Origin of the sequence: Leifsonia sp. 2MCAF36 (genome assembly GCF_052115525.1) — a bacterium.
In the GTDB taxonomy this organism is placed as follows: domain Bacteria; phylum Actinomycetota; class Actinomycetes; order Actinomycetales; family Microbacteriaceae; genus Leifsonia.
Map to the genome: position 1 here is coordinate 95,804 of NZ_JBFRGV010000002.1, position 20,788 is coordinate 116,591.

The window sequence follows — 20,788 nt, forward strand, 5'->3', positions numbered from 1 at the left end:
CGAAAGCGTCAGCTGAGCGATGAGCGACTCACCGGCCTCGCCGACCCCGTACGAGGTGCTCGGCGTCCGCCCCGATGTGAGCCACGAGGAGTTGCGCCGTGCCTACCGGCGGCTGCTCCGCGAGACACACCCCGACACCGGTGGGACCGCGGCCGCCTTCCAGGCGCTCCAGCAGGCGTGGGAGCTCGTCGGCGAGCCGGACGACCGCGCACGGTACGACCGGGGGGAGACCGTCACGGTCGACGCGGTCGCCGGCGACTCGGCGGGCGGCGGCTTCAGCGCCACCGTCCACACGTCGCGGCCAGGATCGGGTGGAGCGACCGTCCGCGCCCGCAGCTACGGGCACCCCGGCGGCCGGTCGCGCGAGCGGTTCCTCAGCCTGATGCGCGAGTGGATGGGCCGGGGCACCGACGACCGCGACCCGTACGACCCCGCCCTCGTCCGCTCGGCCCCGCTCGAGATCCGCCGGCTGCTCGCGGTCGCGCTCGCCGAGGAGGCGACGGCGCGCGCGGTCACCGGCCTCGGGATCGGCTTCACAATTTGGAACGACGTTGCCGTGCATCCCGCCACCGATGCCAAGCTCGACCACATCGTGCTCGGGCCGGCCGGGCTGTTCGCCCTCCGTTCCGCCGACTGGGGCGGCCCGGTCAAGCTCGCCAAGGGCGAGGTCGTGGGTGCCGGGATCGGGCCGGACGAGGAGCCGTTCCACGACCTGTACCACGCGTCGAAGAGCTTCGGACGTCAGGCGGGCGTGCGGTTCACCGGCCTGATCGTCGTGGTGCCCGACAACGACCTGGACGTCCCCTTCGACGTGGTGCGGCGGGGCCGCCTCTCCGGTTCGCTGCTGGTGCGCCGGTCGCTCCTGCCGCGCGTCCTCCGCGATGGGGCGAACGCGGCCGGCCGGGAGAGCGTCGACCGGGCCTTCGAACTCCGGACCCGTCTCCAGGAGGCCGTGCGCTTCGTCTGACCTGTCGTCCGTACCGGCGCGGTGGCGCACTAGACATCCGCGGTGCAGGGCGAGCAGAGTGGACGCCATGGTCACCCCACTCGAAATCTTCAGCGGCTTCAGCGTCGACGACATCCCCGCGGCGAAAGCCTTCTACGGCGAGACGCTCGGATTGCGCATCACCGACGGCCCCATGGGCAACCTGGACCTGGAGCTGCCGGCCGGCGGCCACGTGTTCATCTACCCCAAGGCGGACCACACGCCGGCGACGTTCACCATCCTGAACCTCGTCGTCGACGACATCGACCAGGCCGTCGACGAGCTGAACGCGAAGGGTGTCGCGACGGCCATCTACGACGACCCGGAGCTTCCGACCGACCAGAAGGGCGTCCTCCGCGGGCGCGCGTCCGACCGGGGACCCGACATCGCCTGGTTCCGCGACCCGGCAGGCAACGTGCTGTCGGTGCTGCAGAACTGACCGGCGCGGTTCAGGCCGGCGGCTCGTCGCCGCTGCGGAAGCCGTACGCGTCGTCGGCGATGCCGTCGCGAACGGGCAGGTCCGCGGTGGACCGGGGGATGGTCGCCACGAGCTGGTAGGTCGCCTCGTCCGGCCAACCGCGGTCGTCGGCGAGCTCGAAGACCTCGAAGGCGGACGCCCCCGCGAAGTCGGCGGGGATGCGGATTCGGCTCGGCGGCACATCCACCTCGGTGGGCAGCGTCAGTGCGTGCGGTGGTTGCCCGTTCTCTCGAAGGAGCACCGCACGGAAGGTCCGCGAGCCGGAAGTCGACACGTCCATACGTTAGGCGCGTCCACCGGGTGTCGCGAGCGCGACACAGCGTACGCACAGCAGGCATTCGCTCGGCGAACAGGGACGTAGGATGTGGCCGTGGAGCCGTTCATCATCTGCCTGTGGATCCTGGCCGTCGCCTGCCTGGGCACCTGGGTACTCTCGCTCGTCACGGGGGAGCACTCCTGGGTCGACCGCATCTGGTCCATCGTGCCCGTCGTCTACGTCTGGGTGTTCGCCGGATCGGCCGGCCTGGCCGACCCGCGGCTCGACCTCGTCGCGGTGCTGGTCACACTCTGGGGGGCGCGGCTCACCGTCAACTTCGCGCGCAAGGGCGGCTATGCGCCGGGCGGCGAGGACTACCGCTGGCAGGTGCTCCGCGGCCGGATGGGCGCCGGTGCGTTCCAGCTCTTCAACCTGTTCTTCATCGTGATCTACCAGAACATCCTGTTGCTCCTGATCGCGCTGCCCGTCTGGACGGCCTACCAGCACCGCACCCCGCTCACCCCGTTGGATGTCATCCTCGCCGCGGTGTTCCTGGCGTTCCTGACCGGCGAGACGATCGCCGACCAGCAGCAGTGGCGATTCCACCAGTGGAAGAGCGCGGAGACCGCCGCCGGACGTCAGCCGTCGCCGCGGTTCCTGCAGTCCGGCCTGTTCCGCTTCTCGCGGCACCCGAACTTCTTCTTCGAGCAGGCGCAGTGGTGGGTCGTGTTCCTGTTCGGCTGTGTCGCGGCCGGTTCGCTGCTGCAGTGGACGGTCGTCGGCCCACTGCTGCTCACCGGCCTGTTCGTCGGGTCGACGATCTTCACCGAGAGCATCTCCCGCTCCCGTTACCCGGAGTACGCCGAGTATCAGGCCCGCACGTCGCCCGTCGTGCCCTGGTTCCCCGGTCGCAGGAACACCGAGCGCATGTGGTCGGAGTCCAGGTAGTCGGCGACGCCGATCAGGATGAGGCTGAAGACGATCTGCTCGGTCACCATCCACAGCGGGTACAGCCCGGGAATCGCGGCGATCACCAGGGTCACCACCGGGAAGATCTTCGCGAACAGCCGCAGTCTCGAGTAGGCCCAGTAGTAGCCCCGCTGCGCGCGCCACGCGAAGTAGAACAGCGTCGTCGTCATGCCGAGCACGATCACCGACCGCATCCACACCGGGAACGGCACGGCCACCCCGTCGCGGGTCAGCACGAACGCCACAACGACCGCGGCCAGCCCGATGAGCAGTTCGGCGGCGAGAAGCCAGCCGATGACGGTGAACGCGCGCCGCGTGAGCGGGTGCGCACGGCCCTCCTCGGGCACCGTGTAGGCGGCGTGACGGCCTCCCGCGATGCGGTCGAGCCGCGCGAGGAGAGTTTCCATGCGTTTACGGTAACCCGGGCTACGGTGGGAATATGTCGTGCATCCGGTTCAACACACCCGCTCAGCGTCAGGCCATGCGGAGCCACCGGCCGGCGATGCTCACCGCCGAGGAGGCCGCGGCGCTGCATCCCGCGCCGGAGGTGACGGAGAGCAAGGTCCGCCGGCTGCGGCTGCTGGCGACGGACCCCAACCCGAAGATCCGGGAGGCGGTGGCCAGCAGCTACAACACGCCGGAGGACCTCTTCCTGACCCTGGCGAAAGACCCGGACGAGGGCGTCCGCGGCTGCGTGGCGAAGAACGAGGCGACGCCGTGCGACATCCTGCGCATGCTCGCGGACGACCGCTCCGAGACCGTGCGCGGCTGGGTGGCCGTCAACTATTTCGTGCCGTCCGACGTGATGGAGAAGCTGGCCACCGACCGCAGCCGCACGGTCCGCAGCCTGGTGACGTGGAAGGCGTCGCTGGCGGAGGAGGGGCAGCCCGCCGAGCGGCAGCCGGAAGAGGGTCAGCCGGCCGAGCGGCGGCCCGTCTCGGCGGTCTGAGATGCCCGGGTCTGCCGCGTCCGGTGCGATCCTGCAGCAGGGACCGTCGAGCGTCCGCGTCGACTCCTGGGCGTGGGCGGTCCGGCTGTTCAAGACCCGCTCGGCCGCGTCGGACGCCTGCAAGGCCGGCCACCTCAAGGTCAACGGCGAACGCGCCAAGCCGGCGCAGCCGGTGAAGGTGGGGGATGAGGTGCGCGCCTTCGCCGGCGGCACCGAGCACATCTACATCGCCCGCCGGCTGATCGTGAAGCGGGTCAGCGCGGCCGTCGCCGCCGGATGCTTCGAGGACCGCACCCCGCCGCCTCCGCTGCGCACGGAGACGCCGGCGACCGTCATCCGCGAACGCGGCGCGGGCCGGCCGACCAAGCGTGAGCGGCGCATGCTGGACCACCTCCGGCGCCGCTGATGGCGCTCGCGCGCATCGGGATCTCGGGGTGGACCTACGCGCCCTGGCGCGGCGTCTTCTACCCGCCGAAGCTCCAGCACCGGCTGGAGCTGGAGTACGCCTCCGAGCGGCTCGACTCCATCGAGATCAACGGCAGCTTCTACTCCCTGCAGCGGCCGTCCAGCTATCGGACCTGGGCCGAGCACACGCCGGACGAATTCGTCTTCAGCGTCAAAGGCGGCCGCTACATCACGCACATCCTGCGCCTGCGGAACGTCAGGACGGCGCTCGCGAACTTCTTCGCCTCCGGCGTGCTCGCCCTCGGCCCCAAGCTGGGCCCGCTGCTCTGGCAGCTGCCTCCGACCCTCCAGTTCGACGCCGAGTCCGTGGACGCATTCTTCGGGATGCTGCCGCGGACGACCACCGAGGCGGCGGCGCTGGCGGGGGAGGCGACGCTGGACGAGGACCGCACTCACGTGGCAGCCGACGCCGACCGTCCGCTCCGCCATGTGGTGGAGGTGCGGCACGCGTCGTTCGATGTCCCCGCCTTCACGGCGCTCGCCCGCGCTCACGGCGTCGCGATCGTGCTGGCCGACACGGCTGGCCGCTATCCCGTCATTCGGGAGTCGACGGCCGGGTTCGCGTATGTCCGCCTGCACGGCGACGTGGAGCTCTACACGAGCGGCTACACCGACGAGTCGCTGGACCGCTGGGCGGCGGAACTCGGCGGCTGGCTGGAGCGCGGGATGGACGTCTACGCCTACTTCGACAACGACGTGAAGGTTCGCGCCCCGTACGACGCGATGGGTCTCCGCGACCGGCTCGCGGGCTGGACGCCCCGTCCTCACTAGACTCGTACGCGTGGAGGGAGACAGCGCCGTCGTGAGTTCGCGGGTCTGGACGATCCCCAACGTCCTGAGCTTCTTCCGCCTCGCTCTCGTCCCGGTCTTCCTCTGGCTGGTGATCACCGGCGAGGACGGCTACGCGCTGCTGGTGCTGGTCTTCTCGAGCGTGACGGACTTCCTCGACGGCTGGCTCGCCCGCCGGCTGCGGCAGGAGTCGCGCCTCGGCCAGCTGCTCGATCCGGCTGCCGACCGGCTGTACATCTTCGCGGCCCTGATCGGCCTCTGCTGGCGTGAGGTCATCCCCTGGTGGCTGTTCGTGGTGATCGTCGGGCGGGATGTGATGCTCGCGGTGCTCGGCATCATCCTCGCGAACCACGGGTTCGGCCCCCTCCCGGTTCACCACCTCGGAAAAGTCGCGACCTTCTGCCTGTTCTGGGCGCTCCCGCTGTTGATGCTGGGCGAGGCGTTCGCGCCGCTCGCGCCGGTGTCCCTGCCCCTCGGCTGGGCGTTCGCGCTGTGGGGAGCGTTCCTCTACTGGTGGGCCGGAGTGCTGTACATCCGGGAGACAGCCAGGGTCATCCGCCTTCCGGCCGATGACAGGGGCGCTCCATCGGATACGCTGGACGGCAAGGAGGTAGACGGTGCCTGAAGACAAGAACCCAGACGCTGCGGCCGGCGGAGACGACGACGCCGCCCAGGGCCCCCTGCGCGACGCCGGCGGCAACGAGGACACGACCGCGCGCTTCGGTGAGGAATTCATCTCGAAGATGTACCCGTCGGGCGAGGTATCGCCTGAAGAGAAGGAGGCGATCGCGGCTCTGCCCACCGGTTCCGCACTGCTCATCGTGCGCCGCGGGCCGAACTCGGGAGCGCGCTTCCTCCTCGATGCCGACGTCACGACCGCGGGCCGCCACCCGAACGCCGACATCTTCCTCGACGACGTGACCGTGTCGCGCCGCCACGCGGAGTTCACGCGCCGCGGTACGGCCTTCGAGGTCCGCGACCTGGGGTCGCTCAACGGCACCTACTACGACGGCGTCCGGATCGAGAGCGCCCTGCTCGCCGATTCGGCCGAGGTCCAGATCGGGAAGTTCCGGCTGACGTTCTACGCGTCGCGCCACGACCTCGCCGCAGCGGCGAACGGCTAGTGGCCCGGCCGGCCCAGAGGGCCGCCGGCGACGCTCCGGCCCTGCTCAGCATCGGCCAGGTCCTCGGTCGGCTGAGCCCAGAGTTCCCCGACCTGTCGTCGTCGAAGCTGCGCTTCCTGGAGGAGCGCGGGCTGGTGTCCCCGTCGCGCACGGCGTCGGGGTACCGCAAGTTCTCGCCCGCCGACGTGGAGCGGCTGCGCGCCGTGCTGGCCATGCAGCGCGACCACTACCTCCCGCTCAAGGTGATCAAGAAGTACTTCGCCGACCTGGATGCCGGGCTCGATCCCGCCTTCCCGGGCACGACGCCGACCGGTTCCATGCTGGGCGGCGCCCGACGCTACCGCCGGGACGAGTTGCTGCGTGAGGCCGGAGCCGACGCCCACCTGCTGCAGGAGGCGGTCAGCGCCTCCCTCATCGTCGCCTCCGACGTCTACGGCGACGACGCACTGACCGTGCTGCGCGCCCTCGCCGAACTGCGGCGCAGCGGCATCGAGCCCCGGCACCTCCGCGGCTTCCGCGCGGCCGCCGAGCGCGAGATCGGCCTCATCGAGACGGCCCTGGTGCCGATCGCACGGCGCAACGACGTGAGCAGCAAGGCGCGAACGGCGGAGCTCGCCCGCGAGATCGCGGCACAGCTCGACGCGGTCCGCGGCAGCATCATCCGCTCATCCATTGCCCGGCTCCGCCCGTGACGCGGGCGACCCGGTTCGACACGCCGACGCCGAAACCGCGGATGTCGTTGCCCGCGGACCGCCGCATGGGTACCGTGGATGAAGCGACGCGGTTGCGGCGCGAGATTCACTACCCGGGTGAGAGGCGATCTTCATGAGCGAACTGAGTCGTGACGACGGCGCCTCCCGCTACGACCTGGGCCTCCTGTTCACGGACGGCCTCCCCGAGATGGACGACGTGAACGGTTACCGGGGCGCGGTCGCCGCCCGTGCAGCCGGAATCTCGTACCGTCAGCTGGACTATTGGGCGCGCACCGGACTGGTCGAGCCGACCGTCCGCGGCGCCGCCGGCTCCGGCTCGCAGCGCCTCTACGGCTTCCGCGACATCCTCGTCCTCAAGCTGGTCAAGCGCCTGCTCGACACCGGTATCTCGCTGCAGCAGATCCGCACAGCCGTCAACCAGCTGCGCGAGTCGGGCGTGAGCGACCTCGCCCAGACCACGCTGATGAGCGACGGCGCGAGCGTCTACCTGTGCACTTCCAACGACGAGGTGATCGATCTCGTCAGCCGTGGGCAGGGCGTCTTCGGCATCGCCGTTGGCAAGGTGCTGCGCGAGGTGGAGACGAGCCTCGTCGAGCTGGACACCCAAGCCGACGCGATGGACGAGCTCGCCGCGCGCCGTGCCGCGCGCACGCGCGCCAGCTGACCCTCGGCCCTCCGCCACAAAAACGCCCGCTGGTCGGGCGTTTTTCGTTGTCCGGCGGCCCCCGCGCGTGCCGCCCCGGAAAACGGAGGAACCCGAGCCGCCGAGGCCACTTCCGTCCTCCCTTGCCCGCCATTTGGGCACGCCTACTCCTGGAATCCTCCGTTTGTCACCGTCCGGCACTGGCAGCGGACCTCGCGGCAGCGCTGAGAAAACGGAGGAGATTCGGCCGCCCGAGCCGCTGAGAGTCGGAAAGGGAGGAGTGTGTCAACCGAAAGCGCGAAGAATCCTCCCGCTACCGCTACGGAGCGCGAATCGAGCGGTGAGGGTCAGGGAGTGGTCGCGTACTCGCCGAGGCGGGCGGTGCGCAGCACGCGCTCCAGCAGCATGTCGAAGTTGTGCGCCATCTCCTGGGCACTCTCGCCCGGCCAGACGTGAAGCGGCTTCGCCGCGCCCTGCGCCTGCTGCAGCGAGGTGCGCTCCGGCAGCTGGGGGGAGAGCACGAGCGGGCCGAACATGTCGCGCAGCTCCTTGATGCGGAACTGGTGCTCGAGCGACTGGACGCGCGCCCGGTTCACGATGATGCCGAGCGGCTGGAGGCGCGGGGAGAGACCGCGGCGGATCTCCTCGATCGCGCGCAGCGCACGGTCGGCGGCCGCGACGGAGAACAGGCCGGGCTCGGTGACGACGGCGACACGGTCGCTCGCGGCCCAGGCCGTGCGGGTGAGCGCATTCAGCGAGGGTGCGCAGTCGATCAGCACGAGCTCGTAGTCGTGCTCGACGTTCGCCAGCGCCTCCTCGAGCTTCCAGATGTCGCGGATGCTCGGGTGCGGGCCGTCGAAGTTGATGGCCGACGGGCTTCCGATCATCACGTCGATGGTGCCCGAGCGGCCCTTCGTCCAGCCGGACGGGGCGATCGCGGCGCGGACGATCTTCTCTTTGGGGGAGGCGAGCACGTCGGCGACATTGAGGTGTCCGGCGACCTGGATGTCCATGCCGGTGGAGACATCCGACTGCGGATCGAGATCGACCACCAGCGTGCGGAGGCCTTTCGCGAACGCCGCCGATGCCAGTCCGAGCGTCACCGTCGTCTTTCCGACACCGCCCTTGAGGGAGCTAACGCTGAGTACGTGCACGACAGCCACGTTACCTTTACTAGTCTTAGAGAACCTAACCGTTTGCTGTGTGGTGTCGACCCCTGCTCGAAAGGTCCCCATGTTCCGAAAGATCCTCGTTGCCAACCGCGGTGAAATCGCCATCCGGGCTTTCCGGGCCGCGTACGAGCTCGGCGCGCGCACGGTCGCCGTCTTCCCGTACGAAGACCGGAACTCGATGCACCGTCTGAAGGCTGATGAGGCGTACCAGATCGGCGAGCCGGGCCACCCGGTCCGCGCGTACCTGGATGTGAACGAGATCATCCGCGTCGCCCAGGAGTCCGGTGCCGACGCGATCTACCCCGGTTACGGCTTCCTCTCCGAGAACCCCGAGCTGGCCGAAGCGGCCCGCGCGGCCGGTATCGCCTTCATCGGCCCGCGCGCCGAGGTTCTCGAGATGGCCGGCAACAAGGTCACCGCGAAGGAGCACGCCATCGCGGCGGGTGTCCCGGTGCTCAAGTCCACGCCGCCCTCCCGTGACATCGACGAGCTCATCGGCGGGGCCGACGCGATCGGTTTCCCGATCTTCGCCAAGGCGGTCGCGGGCGGCGGCGGGCGCGGCATGCGTCGCGTGAACACGAAGGACGACCTGCGCGCAGCGCTCGAGGAGGCGATGCGGGAGGCGGACAGCGCGTTCGGCGACCCGACCATGTTCCTGGAGCAGGCCGTGCTGCGGCCGCGCCACATCGAGGTGCAGATCCTCGCCGATTCGTCCGGCGACACCATGCACCTGTTCGAGCGCGACTGCTCGGTGCAGCGCCGCCACCAGAAGGTGGTCGAGATCGCGCCGGCCCCGAACCTGTCCGAGGACATCCGTCAGGCGCTCTACCGTGACGCGGTCGCCTTCGCCCGCTCGATCGGATACGAGAACGCGGGAACGGTGGAGTTCCTGCTCGACACGGCGGGCGAGCGCGCCGGCCAGCACGTCTTCATCGAGATGAACCCGCGCATCCAGGTGGAGCACACCATCACCGAGGAGATCACCGACGTCGACCTGGTGCAGTCGCAGATCCGGATCGCCGCGGGGGAGACGCTGGCCGACCTGGGTCTCAGCCAGGAGACCGTGCACATGCGCGGCGCCGCGCTCCAGTGCCGGATCACGACGGAGGACCCGACGGCCGGCTTCCGGCCTGACACCGGCAAGATCACCACGTACCGCTCCCCGGGCGGGGCGGGCATCCGCCTCGACGGCGGGACGATCAACCCGGGTGCGCAGATCAGCCCGCACTTCGACTCCATGCTGGCCAAGCTCATCTGCCGCGGTCGCGACTTCCCTGCCGCGGTGCTGCGCGCCCGGCGCGCCCTGGCCGAGTTCCGCGTCCGCGGCGTCGCCACCAACATCCCCTTCCTCCAGGCCGTCATGGAGGACCCGGACTTCATCGCCGGCAACGTCTCCACCTCCTTCATCGAGGAGCGTCCGGAGCTGTTCCGCGGCCGCGCATCCAAGGACCGCGGCACGAAGGTGCTCAACTGGCTCGCCGACGTCACGGTCAACCAGCCGAACGGCGCCCACCCGGAGACGGCTCACCCGACGGAGAAGTTGCCGAAGATCGACCTGAGCGTTCCGGCGCCGGCCGGTTCGCGGCAGCGTCTGCTGGAGCTGGGCCCGCAGGGCTTCGCGGAGGCGCTGCGGGCACAGAAAGCCCTCGCGGTCACCGAGACGACGTTCCGGGATGCGCACCAGTCGCTGCTGGCGACCCGCGTCCGCACCCGCGACCTGGTCGCGGTCGCGCCGTACGTGGCGCGGATGACGCCGGAACTGCTCTCGGTCGAGGCCTGGGGAGGCGCGACCTACGACGTCGCCCTCCGCTTCCTCGGCGAGGACCCCTGGGAGCGCCTGTCGACCCTGCGCGAGGCGCTGCCGAACATCAACATCCAGATGCTGCTCCGCGGCCGCAACACCGTGGGCTACACGCCGTACCCGACGCAGGTGACCGACGCCTTCGTGCGAGAGGCCGCGGCGACGGGCGTCGACATCTTCCGCATCTTCGACGCCCTCAACGACGTCTCGCAGATGCGTCCGGCGATCGAGTCGGTGCTGGCGACCGGGACGTCCATCGCCGAGGTCGCCGTCTGCTACACCGGTGACCTGCTCGACCCGAACGAAGACCTCTACACGCTCGACTACTACCTGCGTCTGGCCGAGCAGATCGTCGAGTCCGGTGCGCACATCCTGGCCATCAAGGACATGGCGGGCCTGCTGCGCCCCTCCGCCGCCGAGAAGCTCGTGGCCGCGTTCCGCGAGCGGTTCGACCTCCCGGTGCACGTGCACACGCACGACACCCCCGGCGGCCAGCTGGCGACACTGCTGGCGGCATCCCGCGCCGGTGCCGACGCGGTGGACGTGGCGAGCGCGCCGATGGCCGGGACGACGAGCCAGCCGAGCGCGTCCGCCCTGGTCGCCGCGCTCGCGCACACCGAGCGCGACACCGGCATCTCGCTCTCCGCGGTCGAAGACCTCGAGCCGTACTGGGAGGCCGTGCGCCAGGTGTACCGGCCGTTCGAGTCGGGCCTCCCGGGCCCCACCGGCCGCGTCTACAAGCACGAGATCCCGGGCGGTCAGCTCTCCAACCTGCGCCAGCAGGCGAAGGCGCTCGGCCTAGCAGAGGACTTCGAGCTCGTCGAGGACATGTACGCGGCAGCGAACCGCATCCTGGGCCGCATCCCGAAGGTGACGCCGTCCTCGAAGGTCGTCGGCGACCTGGCCCTGCACCTCGCGGCCGTGAAGGCCGACCCGGACGACTTCGCCGAGAACCCGCAGAACTACGACATCCCGGACTCGGTGGTCGGCTTCATGGCCGGTGAGCTCGGCGAGTTGCCGGGTGGATGGCCGGAGCCGTTCCGCACGAAGGTGCTGGCCGGCAAGACGATCAAGGTCGGCGTGGAGGACCTCTCGGCCGACGACGCGTCCGCGCTCGAAGGGTCGAGCGAGGAGCGTCGCGCGACGCTGAACCGCCTGCTGTTCCCCGCCCCGACCCGCATCTACGAGCAGATGCGGGAGCTCTTCGGCGATCTGTCGGTCGTCGACTCCCTCGACTACCTCTACGGCCTCCAGCAGGGCAGCGAGCACGTCATCGAGTTCAGCCGGGGCGTTCGGCTGTACATCGGCCTGGAGGCGATCGGCGAGGCCGACGAGAAGGGGATGCGCACGGTCATGACCACGCTGAACGGCCAATTGCGGCCGGTCTTCGTGCGCGACCGCAGCATCGTCGTCGAGTCGAAGGCGGCCGAGAAGGCGGACTCCGCCAAGCCCGGCCAGGTCGCGGCGCCGTTCTCGGGCGTTGTCACGCTGCAGGTCGCCGTCGGCGACCCGATCGCGGCCGGCCAGGCCGTCGCATCCATCGAGGCCATGAAGATGGAGGCGGCGATCACCGCACCGGTGGCCGGAACGGTCGAGCGGCTCGCCATCCCGAAGACGCAGCAGGTGGACGCCGGCGACCTCATCGTGGTCATCCAGCCCGCCTGACGCAGGGCCAGAACACGGCCGTCGCGCCCCCTCGGGGTCGCGACGGCCTACAATGACGAGTCGCGGGCCGTGTCCGGCACCGCGCGAGACGTAAAGGAGAACGTACGCCGTGGCAGAAGTCCCCGACGCCGACACGCCGGAGGAGCGCACCCCGCGCGACCTCGTGCCGGCCGACGACGAGCTGACGCCGGCGTCCGCCTTCGAGCCTGTCCCATCGCTGGAGGTCGACTCGACACTCAGCATCGACATCGATCTGCCCCCGGTGCCCCCGCGTGAGGTGCCGGAGGACGAGGCCGCGGTCGCGATCGACGACGTCCCGGTCGACCCGGGCTTCGTCCCCTCGCCGACCGAGCCGTCGACCATGTCGGTGGCCATCGTCGCGTCCCGCCTGACCACCACGCCGCCCGAGGCCCCGGCCGGGCTCGCCGCGATCTCCGCCGGCGACGCCCCGCCGCTCCCGCCGAGCGAGCCGTTCGCGGGCTCCCGGCGCGACCGCCTGCGTGGGGAGTCCTCCACGCAGCCCGAGCCGGCCGCGATGCTGACCGCCGACCGCCTGCTCGAAGTCAACCGCAAGACGCGCCCCGGCCCCGAAGGCCCGTGGCAGCGCTTCGTCTACAACATCACCTTCCGCACCGTGAACCTCGGCGACTCCGCCAAGGTGCGCGCCCGCAAGGAGCTCGATCACCGCATCCAGAAGCACTTCGAGGGCGGTGCCCGGTTCGTGCCCGTCCTCACCCGCAAGGGCGGCGTCGGCAAGACCACCGTGACCGCGCTGCTCGGGATGGCGCTGGCCTCGGCCCGCGAGGACCGCATCATCGCCATCGATGCCAACCCGGACCGCGGGACGCTGTCAGAGCGGGTGCCGCGGCAGACCCGGTCCACGGTTCGGGATGTCGTGCACAAGGCGGCGAGCATCGGTGGGTTCACCGACTTCTCGGCCCTCGTGTCGCGGGATGAGACGCGCCTCGACATCCTCGCGTCCGACACCGACCCGATGCTCTCGGAGGCGTTCGACGAGAACGACTACAACGTCGTCGCCGACCTGTCGGCTCGGTTCTACTCGATCGTCCTGACCGACTGCGGCACGGGGATCGTCCACTCCGTGATGCGGGCGACGCTGCAGCGCGCCGACTCGCTGGTCATCGTCTCCGGCGGCAGCGTCGACGAGGCCCGGCTGGCCTCCGAGACACTCACCTGGCTGGAGGCGAACGGCTACGGCGAACTGGTGCGCAACGCGGTCGTCGCGCTCAACACGGCGACGCACGCGACCAACCTGGTCAAGCTGGAGGAGATCGAGGCGCACTTCCGCTCGCGCGTCCGTGAGATCGTCCGCGTCCCGTACGACCCGCAGCTGGCCGCCGGCTCGGTTGTGTCGTGGAAGGACCTCAAGCCGCTGACCCGGCTGTCCGCCCGCACGCTGGCCGCCCTCGTCGTCGAGGGTCTCCCGGCCGAGCGCGACTGAGCCACCCCGACCGTCCCCGCCGTTTTCCGAGGAGTTCCCGTGACCGAGCGTCAGATCCGCCTGTTCGGCGACCCCGTGCTGAAGACCCCGTCGGACCCGATCGGCGAGATCGACGAGGGCGTCCGTGGGCTGGTCGAGGACCTCGTGGACAGCGTCCTCCCTCCGGGCCGCGCCGGCGTGGCCGCACCGCAGATCGGCGTCAACGAGCGCGCGTTCAGCTACAACGTCGACGGCGAGGTCGGGTACGTGATCAACCCGGTGCTCGCCGAGGTGTCGGGCGAGCCCGAGCTGGTCGACGAGGGCTGCCTCTCCGTCCCGGGCCTGTGGTTCCAGACGCTCCGCTACCCGTTCGCGCGGGTGACCGGCATCGACCTGGACGGCAACCCGATCGAGGTCTCCGGCACCGGCGTGCTGGCCCAGGCGCTGCAGCACGAGACGGACCACCTCGAGGGGAAGCTCTACCTGGACCGCCTCGACAAGGAGACCCGCCGCGAGGCGATGCGTCAGGTGCGCGAGTCCGACTGGTTCTGACGCGAGGTGCTCGCACCTACGCGGGCTTACGGCGTGTCGCGAACGTCTGCGAGCACCTCGCGGTGCGCGTGGTCGGCCCGCGCCTAGGATGACCGTATGCGAATTGCGGTCACAGGAGGATCGGGCAAGCTCGGACGCACGGTGGTGCGCGAGCTGCGGGCGGCGGGGGATGAGGTCATCTCCCTCGATGCGACCGGGGAGCGCGGCCCGGGGTTCGTCCGGGTCGACCTGACCGACTACGGTCAGACGATCGACGCGATCCTGGGTGTGAACGACCAGCACGACGGCTTCGACGCGATCGTGCACCTGGCCGCCATCCCGGCACCGGGCATCCTGAGCGACGTGGCGACGTTCCACAACAACATCCGGGTCACCTACAACGTGTTCCAGGCCGCGCGCCGCGCCGGCATCCGCAACGTCGTCTACGCATCGAGCGAGACCGTGCTGGGGCTGCCGTTCGACGTGCCGCCGCCGTACATCCCCGTCGACGAGGACTACCCGGCACGCCCGGAGAGCACCTACTCGCTGGTGAAGCACCTCGAGGAGCAGATGGCGATCCAGCTGGTCCGCTGGGATCCGGCGCTGAAGATCGTCGCCCTCCGCTTCTCGAACGTGATGGACCCCGAGGACTACGCCGCCTTCCCGGCGTTCGACGGGGACGCGCGTGCGCGCAAGTGGAACCTGTGGGGCTACATCGACGGCCGGGACGGCGCCCAGGCCATCCGCCGAGCACTGGAGTGGGACACGACCGGTTTCGACCGCTTCATCATCGCCGCAGCCGACACCGTGATGAGCCGCCCCAACGAGGAACTGGTCGCGGAGGTCTTCCCCGGCGTCTCGCTGAAGCGCGAACTCGGCACCAACGACACCCTGCTCTCCATCGACAAGGCGCGCCGCATCCTCGGCTACGCTCCCCAGCACACCTGGCGCGACGAGGTCTGACGCTAGCGGTAGATCTCTCGGCGATGCCCGAGGTCGATGACGACCACAAGAAGGACGTCGTCTTCGACGGTGTAGAGGACGCGGTAGTCGCCAACGCGCACTCGAAAGCCGGGACGGCCTCGCAAAGCGGTCGTGCCAGGGGGTCGTGGGTCCTGCGCCAGCAGGGCGATGACGCCTTGGATGCGGGGAAGGTGCTGCCGGTCGATCTTCCGGAGGGCGCGCACCGCCGCCGGGCGCAGTTCGATCCGGTAACTCATGCGAGACCGAGGTCGGCCTTCACCTGGTCCCAAGGGATGTTCGTGCCCTCTTCCGCGATTGCGGCGTCGTAAGCGGCGGCATCCTCGATGTCTTCGAGTGCCTCCATCAGCCGGTCGTACTCCTGTGGGCTGACGATCACCGCCGCCCGCTCTCCGCGGCGCTCGATGGCCACAGGGCCGTGAGCGGCGCGCTCGATGACCTCGGCCAGGTGGTTGCGCGCTTCCGCTGCGCTGACGACGTCCATACGGCAATTGTACATTTGTGCCCCTCAAATGTACAAAGGTGTCGATTGATCGGAGCGGCTCAGTGGGCCAGCGAGAAGCCCTGCGTGCTCGGGTTGTCGCTGTAGAGGCCGTCGATGACGTCGGCGAAGTCGGCCAGGATGACGTTGCGCTTGATGCTCAGCTTCGGCGTCAGGTGCCCGCTCGCCTCGCTCAGCTCGGTGGCGAGCACGACGAACTTGCGGATGCTCTCCGCGCGGGAGACGCCGGCGTTCGCGTGGTCGATGGCGCGCTGGATCTCGGCGTGCACGGCCGGGTTCACCGACGCCTCCGCCAGCGTCATGTCCTTGTCCTCGCCGTTGTTGGCGAGCCAGGTGGGCAGCATCTCCGTGTCGAGCGTGACCAGCGCCGAGATGAAGGGCTTCTGGTCACCGACAACGATCACCTGACTGACCAGCGGGTTGGCGCGGATCGGGTCCTCGAGCGCCGCCGGGGAGACGTTCTTGCCGCCCGCCGTGACGATGATCTCCTTCTTGCGGCCGGTGATGGTGAGGAAGCCGTCCTCGTCGAACGATCCGATGTCGCCCGTGCGGAACCAGCCGTCCTCGAACGCGGCAGCTGTCGCCTCCGGGTTCTTCCAGTACTCCTTGAAGACGTTGATGCCGCGCACCTGGATCTCGCCGTCGTCGGCGAGCCGGAGGTCGACGCCGGGGAGTGCCGGGCCGACCGTGCCGATCCGGAACGAGTCCGGCCGGTTCACCGTGGCCGGCGCCGTCGTCTCGGTGAGACCGTAGCCTTCCAGGATCTTGATGCCGAGGCTATGGAAGAAGTGGCCGAGGTGCGAGCCGAGCGGAGCGGAGCCTGACACCGCGAACTTCACGCGCCCGCCCATCGCCGCACGCAGCTTCGAGTACACGAGCCGGTCGTAGAGGGCGAACTTCAGCTTCAGGCCGAACGGCACCGAGCCGGCCTCGACCGCCTTGGAGTGCTCCACGGCGACCTCCGCCGCCGCACGGAAGATCTTGCCGCGTCCGCCGCTCTCCGCCTTCTGCTCCGCCGAGTTGTAGACCTTCTCGAACACGCGTGGCACCGCGAGGAGGAACGTCGGCTTGAAACTCGCCAGCGCCGGAAGCAGCTGCTTGGTGTCGGCCTGGTGGCCCACCTTCACCCCGCCGGTCACGCAGAGGACCGCGATGAACCGCGCGAAGATGTGCGCGGTCGTGATGAACAGCAGAGTGGATGCGCCGCTCTGCACGACATCCTTCAGCGCCTCGGCCGAGTTGCGGCAGAGTTCGACGAAGTTGGAGTGGGTGAGGACGCATCCTTTCGGACGTCCCGTCGAGCCGGAGGTGTAGATCAGGGTGCCGATGTCGGAACCCTTGGCGATCCGGCGCCGGCGCTCGATCTCCTCGTCCGGGACGTCCCGCCCGGCGGCGGCGAGCTTGTCGAGGTCGCCCAGATGCAGCTGCCACACCGTGTGGATGAGCGGAAGCTCCGGGTGCACCTCGTCGAAGCGCGCGTGCATCTCCGCGGTCTCGAGGAAAACCGCGATGGCACCCGAGTCGGACATGTTCCACTGCACCTGCGTGGGGGAGGAGGTCTCGTAGATGGGCACCAGCACCGCACCCGCGAACCAGGTCGCGAAGTCGATCAGCGTCCACTCGTAGCGGGTCTTCGACATCAGCCCGATTTTGTCGCCCGGCTGGATGCCGGCGGCGACCAGACCCTTCGCCAGCGCGATGACCTGGTGGTAGAACTCCGCGGTCGTCACGTCCTTCCATCCCGCGCCGTCCGGAAGGCTGAACAGCGGCTGGTCGGGGGTTTGCGCCATCCGCTGCACGAGCAGGTCGGTCGCGTTCGCGTCAGGGTCTGCTGCGACGATGGCGGGGGTTTCGATCAGGTTCACGGTAGCTCCCTCGATACCGGGCGGGCGGACATCCGGCCGAATGGCTTCGACCGAAGGGGTTGATTACACTCTAGATGGTCCTGCCGGAGGTCGACCTCGACCCGGTCGGGACCATCTCCACGCCCGCGCTCAGGAAGGCCACACGTGCACGCGATCGGCATCGACATCGGCGGGACCAAGATCGCGGGCGCCCTGGTGGATGAGCTCGGAACGATCGTGCGCGAAGACCGCGTGCCCACCGACGCCAGCCGTCCGGAGGAGATCGAGAACGCGGTCGTCGCGATGATCGAGCGGCTCTCCGACGGCCCCGAGGAAATCGCGGGCGCCGGAGTCGCGGCGGCCGGCTTCATCGACGCGGCGCAGTCCACCGTCTACTACGCGCCGAACATCAGCTGGCGACACGAGCCGTTCCGCGAGAAGCTCGAGAACCGGATCGACCTCCCGGTGCTGATCGAGAACGACGCCAACGCGGCGGGCTGGGCGGAGTTCCGGTACGGCGCCGGCCGCTTGGTCTCCGACATGGTCGTCCTCACCATCGGCACCGGCGTCGGCGGCGCCATCGTCAGCAACGACCGGCTGTTCCGCGGCGGCTTCGGCGCGGGAGCCGAGATCGGGCACATGCGCGTGGTGCCCGGCGGGCTGCCCTGCGGCTGCGGCGCCCACGGCTGCATCGAGCAGTACGGATCGGGACGCGCTTTGCAGCGGATGGCGAACGAGCTCGCCGACGCCGGCGGAATCGGGCAGGCGCTGGCGGACGTGCGCTTGCGCACCGGTGCACTCACCGGCCACGACATCAGCGCGCTCATCAGCGCGGGCGACCCGGGCGCGCTTGCCGCGCTGCGCCAGCTCGGCGACTGGCTCGGCCAGGCCTGCGCGAGCCTCGGCGCCATCCTCGACCCGCAGCTGTTCGTGTTCGGTGGTGGTGTCGCCCAGGCCGGCGAGCTGCTGCTCGAGCCGATCCGCCAGGCCTACCTGGAGAACCTGCCGGCGCGCGGGTTCCATCCGGAGCCGGAGTTCGCCATCGCCGAGCTCGTGAACGACGCCGGGGTCGTGGGTGCCGCCGACCTGGCGCGCCTGCACGCCTCCTCGCTCTAGGACGCCGCGGGGGATAGGCTTCGGTGCGATGTTCTACTGGCTGATGAAGTACGTGGTGGTGGGACCGCTGCTGCGCGGCATCTTCCGGCCCTGGGTCGTCGGCCTGGAGAACATCCCAGGGGACGGCCCGGTCATCCTGGCCAGCAACCATCTCTCGTTCATCGATTCGGTCTTCCTGCCGCTCGAGGTCGAACGCCGCGTCTCCTTCCTGGCGAAGAGCGACTACTTCACCCGGCGGGGCCTGCGCGGCTGGGCGACCAAGGCGTTCATGAATGCGACGGGTCAACTTCCCATCGACCGCTCGGGCGGCAAGGCGTCGGAAGCCTCCCTCAACACGGGGCTCCGGGTGCTCGCTCGAGGAAAGGTCCTCGGCATCTACCCCGAGGGCACCCGCAGCCCCGACGGCAAGCTCTACCGGGGACGGACGGGCGTCGCCCGGATGATCCTGGAAGCCGGCGTCCCGGTCGTCCCCGTCGCCATGGTGGACACCGCGAAGATCATGCCGATCGGCCGCCGGCTCCCCAAGATCGGGCGGATCGGCATCATCATCGGCGAGCCGCTCGACTTCTCCCGGTTCGACGGGATGGAGGGCGACCGCTTCATCCTGCGCTCGGTCACCGACGAGATCATGTACGAGCTGCAGCGGCTCGGAGAGCAGGAGTACGTCGACGTCTACGCCAGCACCGTCAAGGAGAAGCGGGCGACGCTGTCACAGTAGGACGGACCGTCATCCTTTCGCGATAGGCTCGGATATCCCAACCATCCCGAGTGAGCGGAAGACCAGTGCTACAGACCACAGAGCCCGTCGTGCGACCTGACGAGTCCGTGATCGAGGGCCTGGAGTATTGGCGCACGCTCGCGATCAAGCAGCAGCCGCAGTGGCCGGACCAGGAGGCCGCTGCCGCCGCTTCCGCCGAGATCGCGACGCTGCCGCCGCTCGTCTTCGCCGGCGAGGTCGACCAGCTGCGGGCACGTCTGGCACGCGCCGCCAGCGGGCAGGCGTTCCTGCTGCAGGGCGGCGACTGCGCCGAGACCTTCGCGGGCGCCACGGCCGATGCGATCCGCAACAGGGTCAAGACGGTGCTGCAGATGGCGGTCGTGCTGACCTACGGCGCATCCGTGCCGGTCATCAAGATGGGCCGCATGGCCGGGCAGTTCGCCAAGCCGCGGTCCAGCGACACCGAGACCCGCAACGGCGTGACCCTTCCCGCCTACCGCGGCGATATCGTCAACGGCTACGACTTCACGCCCGAGTCGCGCCAGGCCGACCCGCGCCGGCTGGTGCAGGGGTACCACACCGCCGCCTCCACCCTGAACCTCATCCGTGCCTTCACTCAGGGTGGCTTCGCCGACCTCCGTCAGGTGCACAGCTGGAACAAGGGCTTCGCGGCGAACCCCGCCAACCAGCGGTACGAGGGTCTGGCGCGCGAGATCGACCGGGCCATCAAGTTCATGGAGGCGGCGGGCGCCGACTTCGACGAGCTCACGCGGGTGGAGTTCTACTCCAGCCACGAGGCGCTGCTGATGGACTACGAGCGTCCGATGACGCGCATCGACTCGCGCACCGGGACGCCGTACAACACCTCGGCGCACTTCGTCTGGATCGGCGAGCGGACGCGCGAGATCGATGGTGCGCACGTCGACTTCCTGTCGCGGGTGCGCAACCCGATCGGTGTGAAGCTGGGCCCGTCGACCTCGCGCGATGACATGCTGCGCCTGATCGACAAGCTCGACCCCGAGCGCGAGCCCGGCCGTCTGACGTTCATCACCCGCATGGGTGCCGGCACGATCCGGGACGCGCTGCCCCCGCTGCTCGACGCGATCAAGCGTACGGACGCGAAGCCGCTCTGGGTCACCGACCCCATGCACGGCAACGGCCTGACCACCCCGAACGGCTACAAGACGCGGCGCTTCGACGATGTCGTCGACGAGGTGAAGGGCTTCTTCGAGGCGCACCGCGCGGCAGGGACGAACCCGGGCGGGATCCACGTCGAGCTGACCGGCGACGACGTGACCGAGTGCCTGGGCGGCTCCGAGCACATCGACGAGGCGACCCTCGCCACGCGCTACGAGTCGCTCTGCGACCCGCGCCTGAACCACATGCAGTCCCTCGAGCTGGCCTTCCTGGTCGCCGAGGAGCTGTCGGCCGCCCGGACCGACTGACGCACATCACGAACGGAGGAGTCCGGCGGCCGCCGTGCCGCCGGACTCCTCCGTTTGCGTCGTAAGGCTCGATCCCGGAGCGCGTCTCCTCCGGTTGCCACGGGCGTCGGGAAACGGAGGATGGTCCGAGGCAACTCACCGTTGCTGGAGCGGAAAGGAGGTGGGTTGCCACTTACCCGGCCCGGAACTCCTCCGTTTGCG

Annotated in this window: 23 protein-coding genes; 17 read left to right on the plus strand and 6 right to left on the minus strand. The window is 69.7% G+C overall.

What is annotated here, in order from left to right:
* Positions 1–19 precede the first annotated feature (19 nt).
* Both AB4079_RS03990 and AB4079_RS03995 read left to right on the plus strand, forming a co-directional pair.
* A complete protein-coding gene (locus AB4079_RS03990; RefSeq protein ID WP_441785996.1) occupies positions 20–967 on the plus strand; it encodes a DnaJ domain-containing protein in 948 nt (315 codons plus the stop codon).
* 67 nt (positions 968–1,034) lie between these two features.
* Positions 1,035–1,424 (plus strand): VOC family protein, encoded by a 390-nt coding sequence (locus AB4079_RS03995; RefSeq protein ID WP_441785997.1) that lies wholly within the window; start codon positions 1,035–1,037, stop codon positions 1,422–1,424.
* Positions 1,425–1,434: 10 nt separating this feature from the next.
* Here AB4079_RS03995 and AB4079_RS04000 read toward each other — a convergent pair whose 3' ends face one another.
* Positions 1,435–1,737, minus strand: a complete 303-nt coding sequence (locus AB4079_RS04000) for a hypothetical protein (protein ID WP_441785998.1) — start codon at positions 1,735–1,737, stop codon at positions 1,435–1,437.
* Positions 1,738–1,833: 96 nt separating this feature from the next.
* Between AB4079_RS04000 and AB4079_RS04005 the strand changes: the two genes are divergently transcribed.
* Positions 1,834–2,667, plus strand: a complete 834-nt coding sequence (locus tag AB4079_RS04005) for a DUF1295 domain-containing protein (RefSeq protein WP_441785999.1) — start codon at positions 1,834–1,836, stop codon at positions 2,665–2,667.
* Here the strand turns inward: AB4079_RS04005 and AB4079_RS04010 are convergent.
* Positions 2,589–3,095: a hypothetical protein gene (locus tag AB4079_RS04010; protein WP_441786000.1), complete on the minus strand. Its 507-nt coding sequence runs from the start codon at positions 3,093–3,095 to the stop codon at positions 2,589–2,591. The genes AB4079_RS04005 and AB4079_RS04010 overlap by 79 nt on opposite strands.
* A gap of 74 nt (positions 3,096–3,169) precedes the next feature.
* Here AB4079_RS04010 and AB4079_RS04015 point away from each other — a divergent pair, with 74 nt between their 5' ends.
* The 7 genes from AB4079_RS04015 (at position 3,170) to AB4079_RS04045 (ending at position 7,392) form a co-directional block, all read left to right on the plus strand.
* Positions 3,170–3,637, plus strand: coding sequence for a HEAT repeat domain-containing protein (locus AB4079_RS04015; protein ID WP_441786001.1), 468 nt, complete (start codon positions 3,170–3,172; stop codon positions 3,635–3,637).
* Between the two features lies 1 nt (position 3,638).
* The gene (locus AB4079_RS04020) at positions 3,639–4,043 is read left to right on the plus strand and encodes an RNA-binding S4 domain-containing protein (RefSeq protein WP_441786002.1); all 405 of its coding nucleotides are present in this window, start codon (positions 3,639–3,641) and stop codon (positions 4,041–4,043) included.
* Positions 4,043–4,873 carry a DUF72 domain-containing protein gene (locus AB4079_RS04025; protein WP_441786003.1) on the plus strand — a complete coding sequence of 277 codons (831 nt, stop codon included), beginning with the start codon at positions 4,043–4,045 and terminating at the stop codon, positions 4,871–4,873. The genes AB4079_RS04020 and AB4079_RS04025 overlap by 1 nt, the downstream gene beginning before the upstream one ends.
* A gap of 10 nt (positions 4,874–4,883) precedes the next feature.
* Positions 4,884–5,516, plus strand: coding sequence for a CDP-alcohol phosphatidyltransferase family protein (locus AB4079_RS04030; RefSeq protein WP_441786004.1), 633 nt, complete (start codon positions 4,884–4,886; stop codon positions 5,514–5,516).
* Positions 5,509–6,015 carry an FHA domain-containing protein gene (locus AB4079_RS04035; protein WP_441786005.1) on the plus strand — a complete coding sequence of 169 codons (507 nt, stop codon included), beginning with the start codon at positions 5,509–5,511 and terminating at the stop codon, positions 6,013–6,015. Before AB4079_RS04030 ends, AB4079_RS04035 begins: the two co-directional genes overlap by 8 nt.
* Positions 6,015–6,707 (plus strand): transcriptional regulator FtsR, encoded by a 693-nt coding sequence (gene ftsR / locus AB4079_RS04040; RefSeq protein ID WP_441786006.1) that lies wholly within the window; start codon positions 6,015–6,017, stop codon positions 6,705–6,707. The genes AB4079_RS04035 and ftsR overlap by 1 nt, the downstream gene beginning before the upstream one ends.
* A gap of 133 nt (positions 6,708–6,840) precedes the next feature.
* The gene (locus AB4079_RS04045; protein WP_441786007.1) at positions 6,841–7,392 is read left to right on the plus strand and encodes a MerR family transcriptional regulator; all 552 of its coding nucleotides are present in this window, start codon (positions 6,841–6,843) and stop codon (positions 7,390–7,392) included.
* A gap of 326 nt (positions 7,393–7,718) precedes the next feature.
* Here the strand turns inward: AB4079_RS04045 and AB4079_RS04050 are convergent, their stop codons facing one another.
* Positions 7,719–8,525: a ParA family protein gene (locus AB4079_RS04050; RefSeq protein WP_441786258.1), complete on the minus strand. Its 807-nt coding sequence runs from the start codon at positions 8,523–8,525 to the stop codon at positions 7,719–7,721.
* A gap of 79 nt (positions 8,526–8,604) precedes the next feature.
* On the opposite strand from AB4079_RS04050, the gene AB4079_RS04055 reads away from it, so the two are divergent.
* The 4 genes from AB4079_RS04055 to AB4079_RS04070 all read left to right on the plus strand — a co-directional run bounded on the left by AB4079_RS04055 (position 8,605) and on the right by AB4079_RS04070 (position 14,944).
* On the plus strand, positions 8,605–12,009 hold the full coding sequence (locus AB4079_RS04055; protein ID WP_441786008.1) for a pyruvate carboxylase: 3,405 nt from the start codon (positions 8,605–8,607) through the stop codon (positions 12,007–12,009).
* A gap of 109 nt (positions 12,010–12,118) precedes the next feature.
* Positions 12,119–13,471, plus strand: coding sequence for a nucleotide-binding protein (locus AB4079_RS04060; RefSeq protein ID WP_441786009.1), 1,353 nt, complete (start codon positions 12,119–12,121; stop codon positions 13,469–13,471).
* A 39-nt stretch (positions 13,472–13,510) separates the two neighbouring features.
* On the plus strand, positions 13,511–14,002 hold the full coding sequence (locus tag AB4079_RS04065; RefSeq protein ID WP_441786010.1) for a peptide deformylase: 492 nt from the start codon (positions 13,511–13,513) through the stop codon (positions 14,000–14,002).
* A 96-nt stretch (positions 14,003–14,098) separates the two neighbouring features.
* Positions 14,099–14,944 (plus strand): NAD-dependent epimerase/dehydratase family protein, encoded by an 846-nt coding sequence (locus AB4079_RS04070; protein ID WP_441786011.1) that lies wholly within the window; start codon positions 14,099–14,101, stop codon positions 14,942–14,944.
* A 2-nt stretch (positions 14,945–14,946) separates the two neighbouring features.
* Here AB4079_RS04070 and AB4079_RS04075 read toward each other — a convergent pair whose 3' ends face one another.
* Genes AB4079_RS04075 through AB4079_RS04085 form a run of 3 tightly spaced genes read right to left on the minus strand, consistent with a single transcriptional unit; the run spans position 14,947 to position 17,329 of the window.
* A complete protein-coding gene (locus AB4079_RS04075) occupies positions 14,947–15,201 on the minus strand; it encodes a type II toxin-antitoxin system RelE family toxin (RefSeq protein WP_441786012.1) in 255 nt (84 codons plus the stop codon).
* Positions 15,198–15,446 carry a type II toxin-antitoxin system Phd/YefM family antitoxin gene (locus AB4079_RS04080; RefSeq protein WP_441786013.1) on the minus strand — a complete coding sequence of 83 codons (249 nt, stop codon included), beginning with the start codon at positions 15,444–15,446 and terminating at the stop codon, positions 15,198–15,200. The genes AB4079_RS04075 and AB4079_RS04080 overlap by 4 nt, the downstream gene beginning before the upstream one ends.
* A gap of 59 nt (positions 15,447–15,505) precedes the next feature.
* Positions 15,506–17,329, minus strand: coding sequence for an AMP-dependent synthetase/ligase (locus tag AB4079_RS04085; RefSeq protein WP_441786014.1), 1,824 nt, complete (start codon positions 17,327–17,329; stop codon positions 15,506–15,508).
* A 144-nt stretch (positions 17,330–17,473) separates the two neighbouring features.
* On the opposite strand from AB4079_RS04085, the gene AB4079_RS04090 reads away from it, so the two are divergent.
* From AB4079_RS04090 to AB4079_RS04100, 3 genes are all read left to right on the plus strand, one after another.
* Entirely contained in the window at positions 17,474–18,424 is a 951-nt protein-coding gene (locus AB4079_RS04090; protein ID WP_441786015.1) for an ROK family glucokinase, read from the plus strand.
* Positions 18,425–18,452: 28 nt separating this feature from the next.
* Positions 18,453–19,142 carry a lysophospholipid acyltransferase family protein gene (locus AB4079_RS04095; protein WP_441786016.1) on the plus strand — a complete coding sequence of 230 codons (690 nt, stop codon included), beginning with the start codon at positions 18,453–18,455 and terminating at the stop codon, positions 19,140–19,142.
* A 107-nt stretch (positions 19,143–19,249) separates the two neighbouring features.
* Complete coding sequence (locus tag AB4079_RS04100; protein WP_441786259.1) at positions 19,250–20,587, plus strand: class II 3-deoxy-7-phosphoheptulonate synthase; 1,338 nt, start codon at positions 19,250–19,252, stop codon at positions 20,585–20,587.
* Positions 20,588–20,788: the final 201 nt, after the last annotated feature.

Excerpts from the sequence above, each read along its gene's own strand:
- AB4079_RS04010 (WP_441786000.1), bottom strand. The coding sequence starts at position 3,095 with ATGGAAACTCTCCTCGCGCGGCTCGACCGCATCGCGGGAGGCCGTCAC.
- AB4079_RS04075 (WP_441786012.1), bottom strand. The coding sequence starts at position 15,201 with ATGAGTTACCGGATCGAACTGCGCCCGGCGGCGGTGCGCGCCCTCCGG.
- AB4079_RS04045 (WP_441786007.1), top strand. The coding sequence starts at position 6,841 with ATGAGCGAACTGAGTCGTGACGACGGCGCCTCCCGCTACGACCTGGGC.
- AB4079_RS03995 (WP_441785997.1), top strand. The coding sequence starts at position 1,035 with ATGGTCACCCCACTCGAAATCTTCAGCGGCTTCAGCGTCGACGACATC.
- AB4079_RS04015 (WP_441786001.1), top strand. The coding sequence starts at position 3,170 with ATGCGGAGCCACCGGCCGGCGATGCTCACCGCCGAGGAGGCCGCGGCG.
- AB4079_RS04095 (WP_441786016.1), top strand. The coding sequence starts at position 18,453 with ATGTTCTACTGGCTGATGAAGTACGTGGTGGTGGGACCGCTGCTGCGC.
- AB4079_RS04070 (WP_441786011.1), top strand. The coding sequence starts at position 14,099 with ATGCGAATTGCGGTCACAGGAGGATCGGGCAAGCTCGGACGCACGGTG.
- AB4079_RS04025 (WP_441786003.1), top strand. The coding sequence starts at position 4,043 with ATGGCGCTCGCGCGCATCGGGATCTCGGGGTGGACCTACGCGCCCTGG.
- AB4079_RS04020 (WP_441786002.1), top strand. The coding sequence starts at position 3,639 with ATGCCCGGGTCTGCCGCGTCCGGTGCGATCCTGCAGCAGGGACCGTCG.
- AB4079_RS04055 (WP_441786008.1), top strand. The coding sequence starts at position 8,605 with ATGTTCCGAAAGATCCTCGTTGCCAACCGCGGTGAAATCGCCATCCGG.
- AB4079_RS04080 (WP_441786013.1), bottom strand. The coding sequence starts at position 15,446 with ATGGACGTCGTCAGCGCAGCGGAAGCGCGCAACCACCTGGCCGAGGTC.
- AB4079_RS03990 (WP_441785996.1), top strand. The coding sequence starts at position 20 with ATGAGCGACTCACCGGCCTCGCCGACCCCGTACGAGGTGCTCGGCGTC.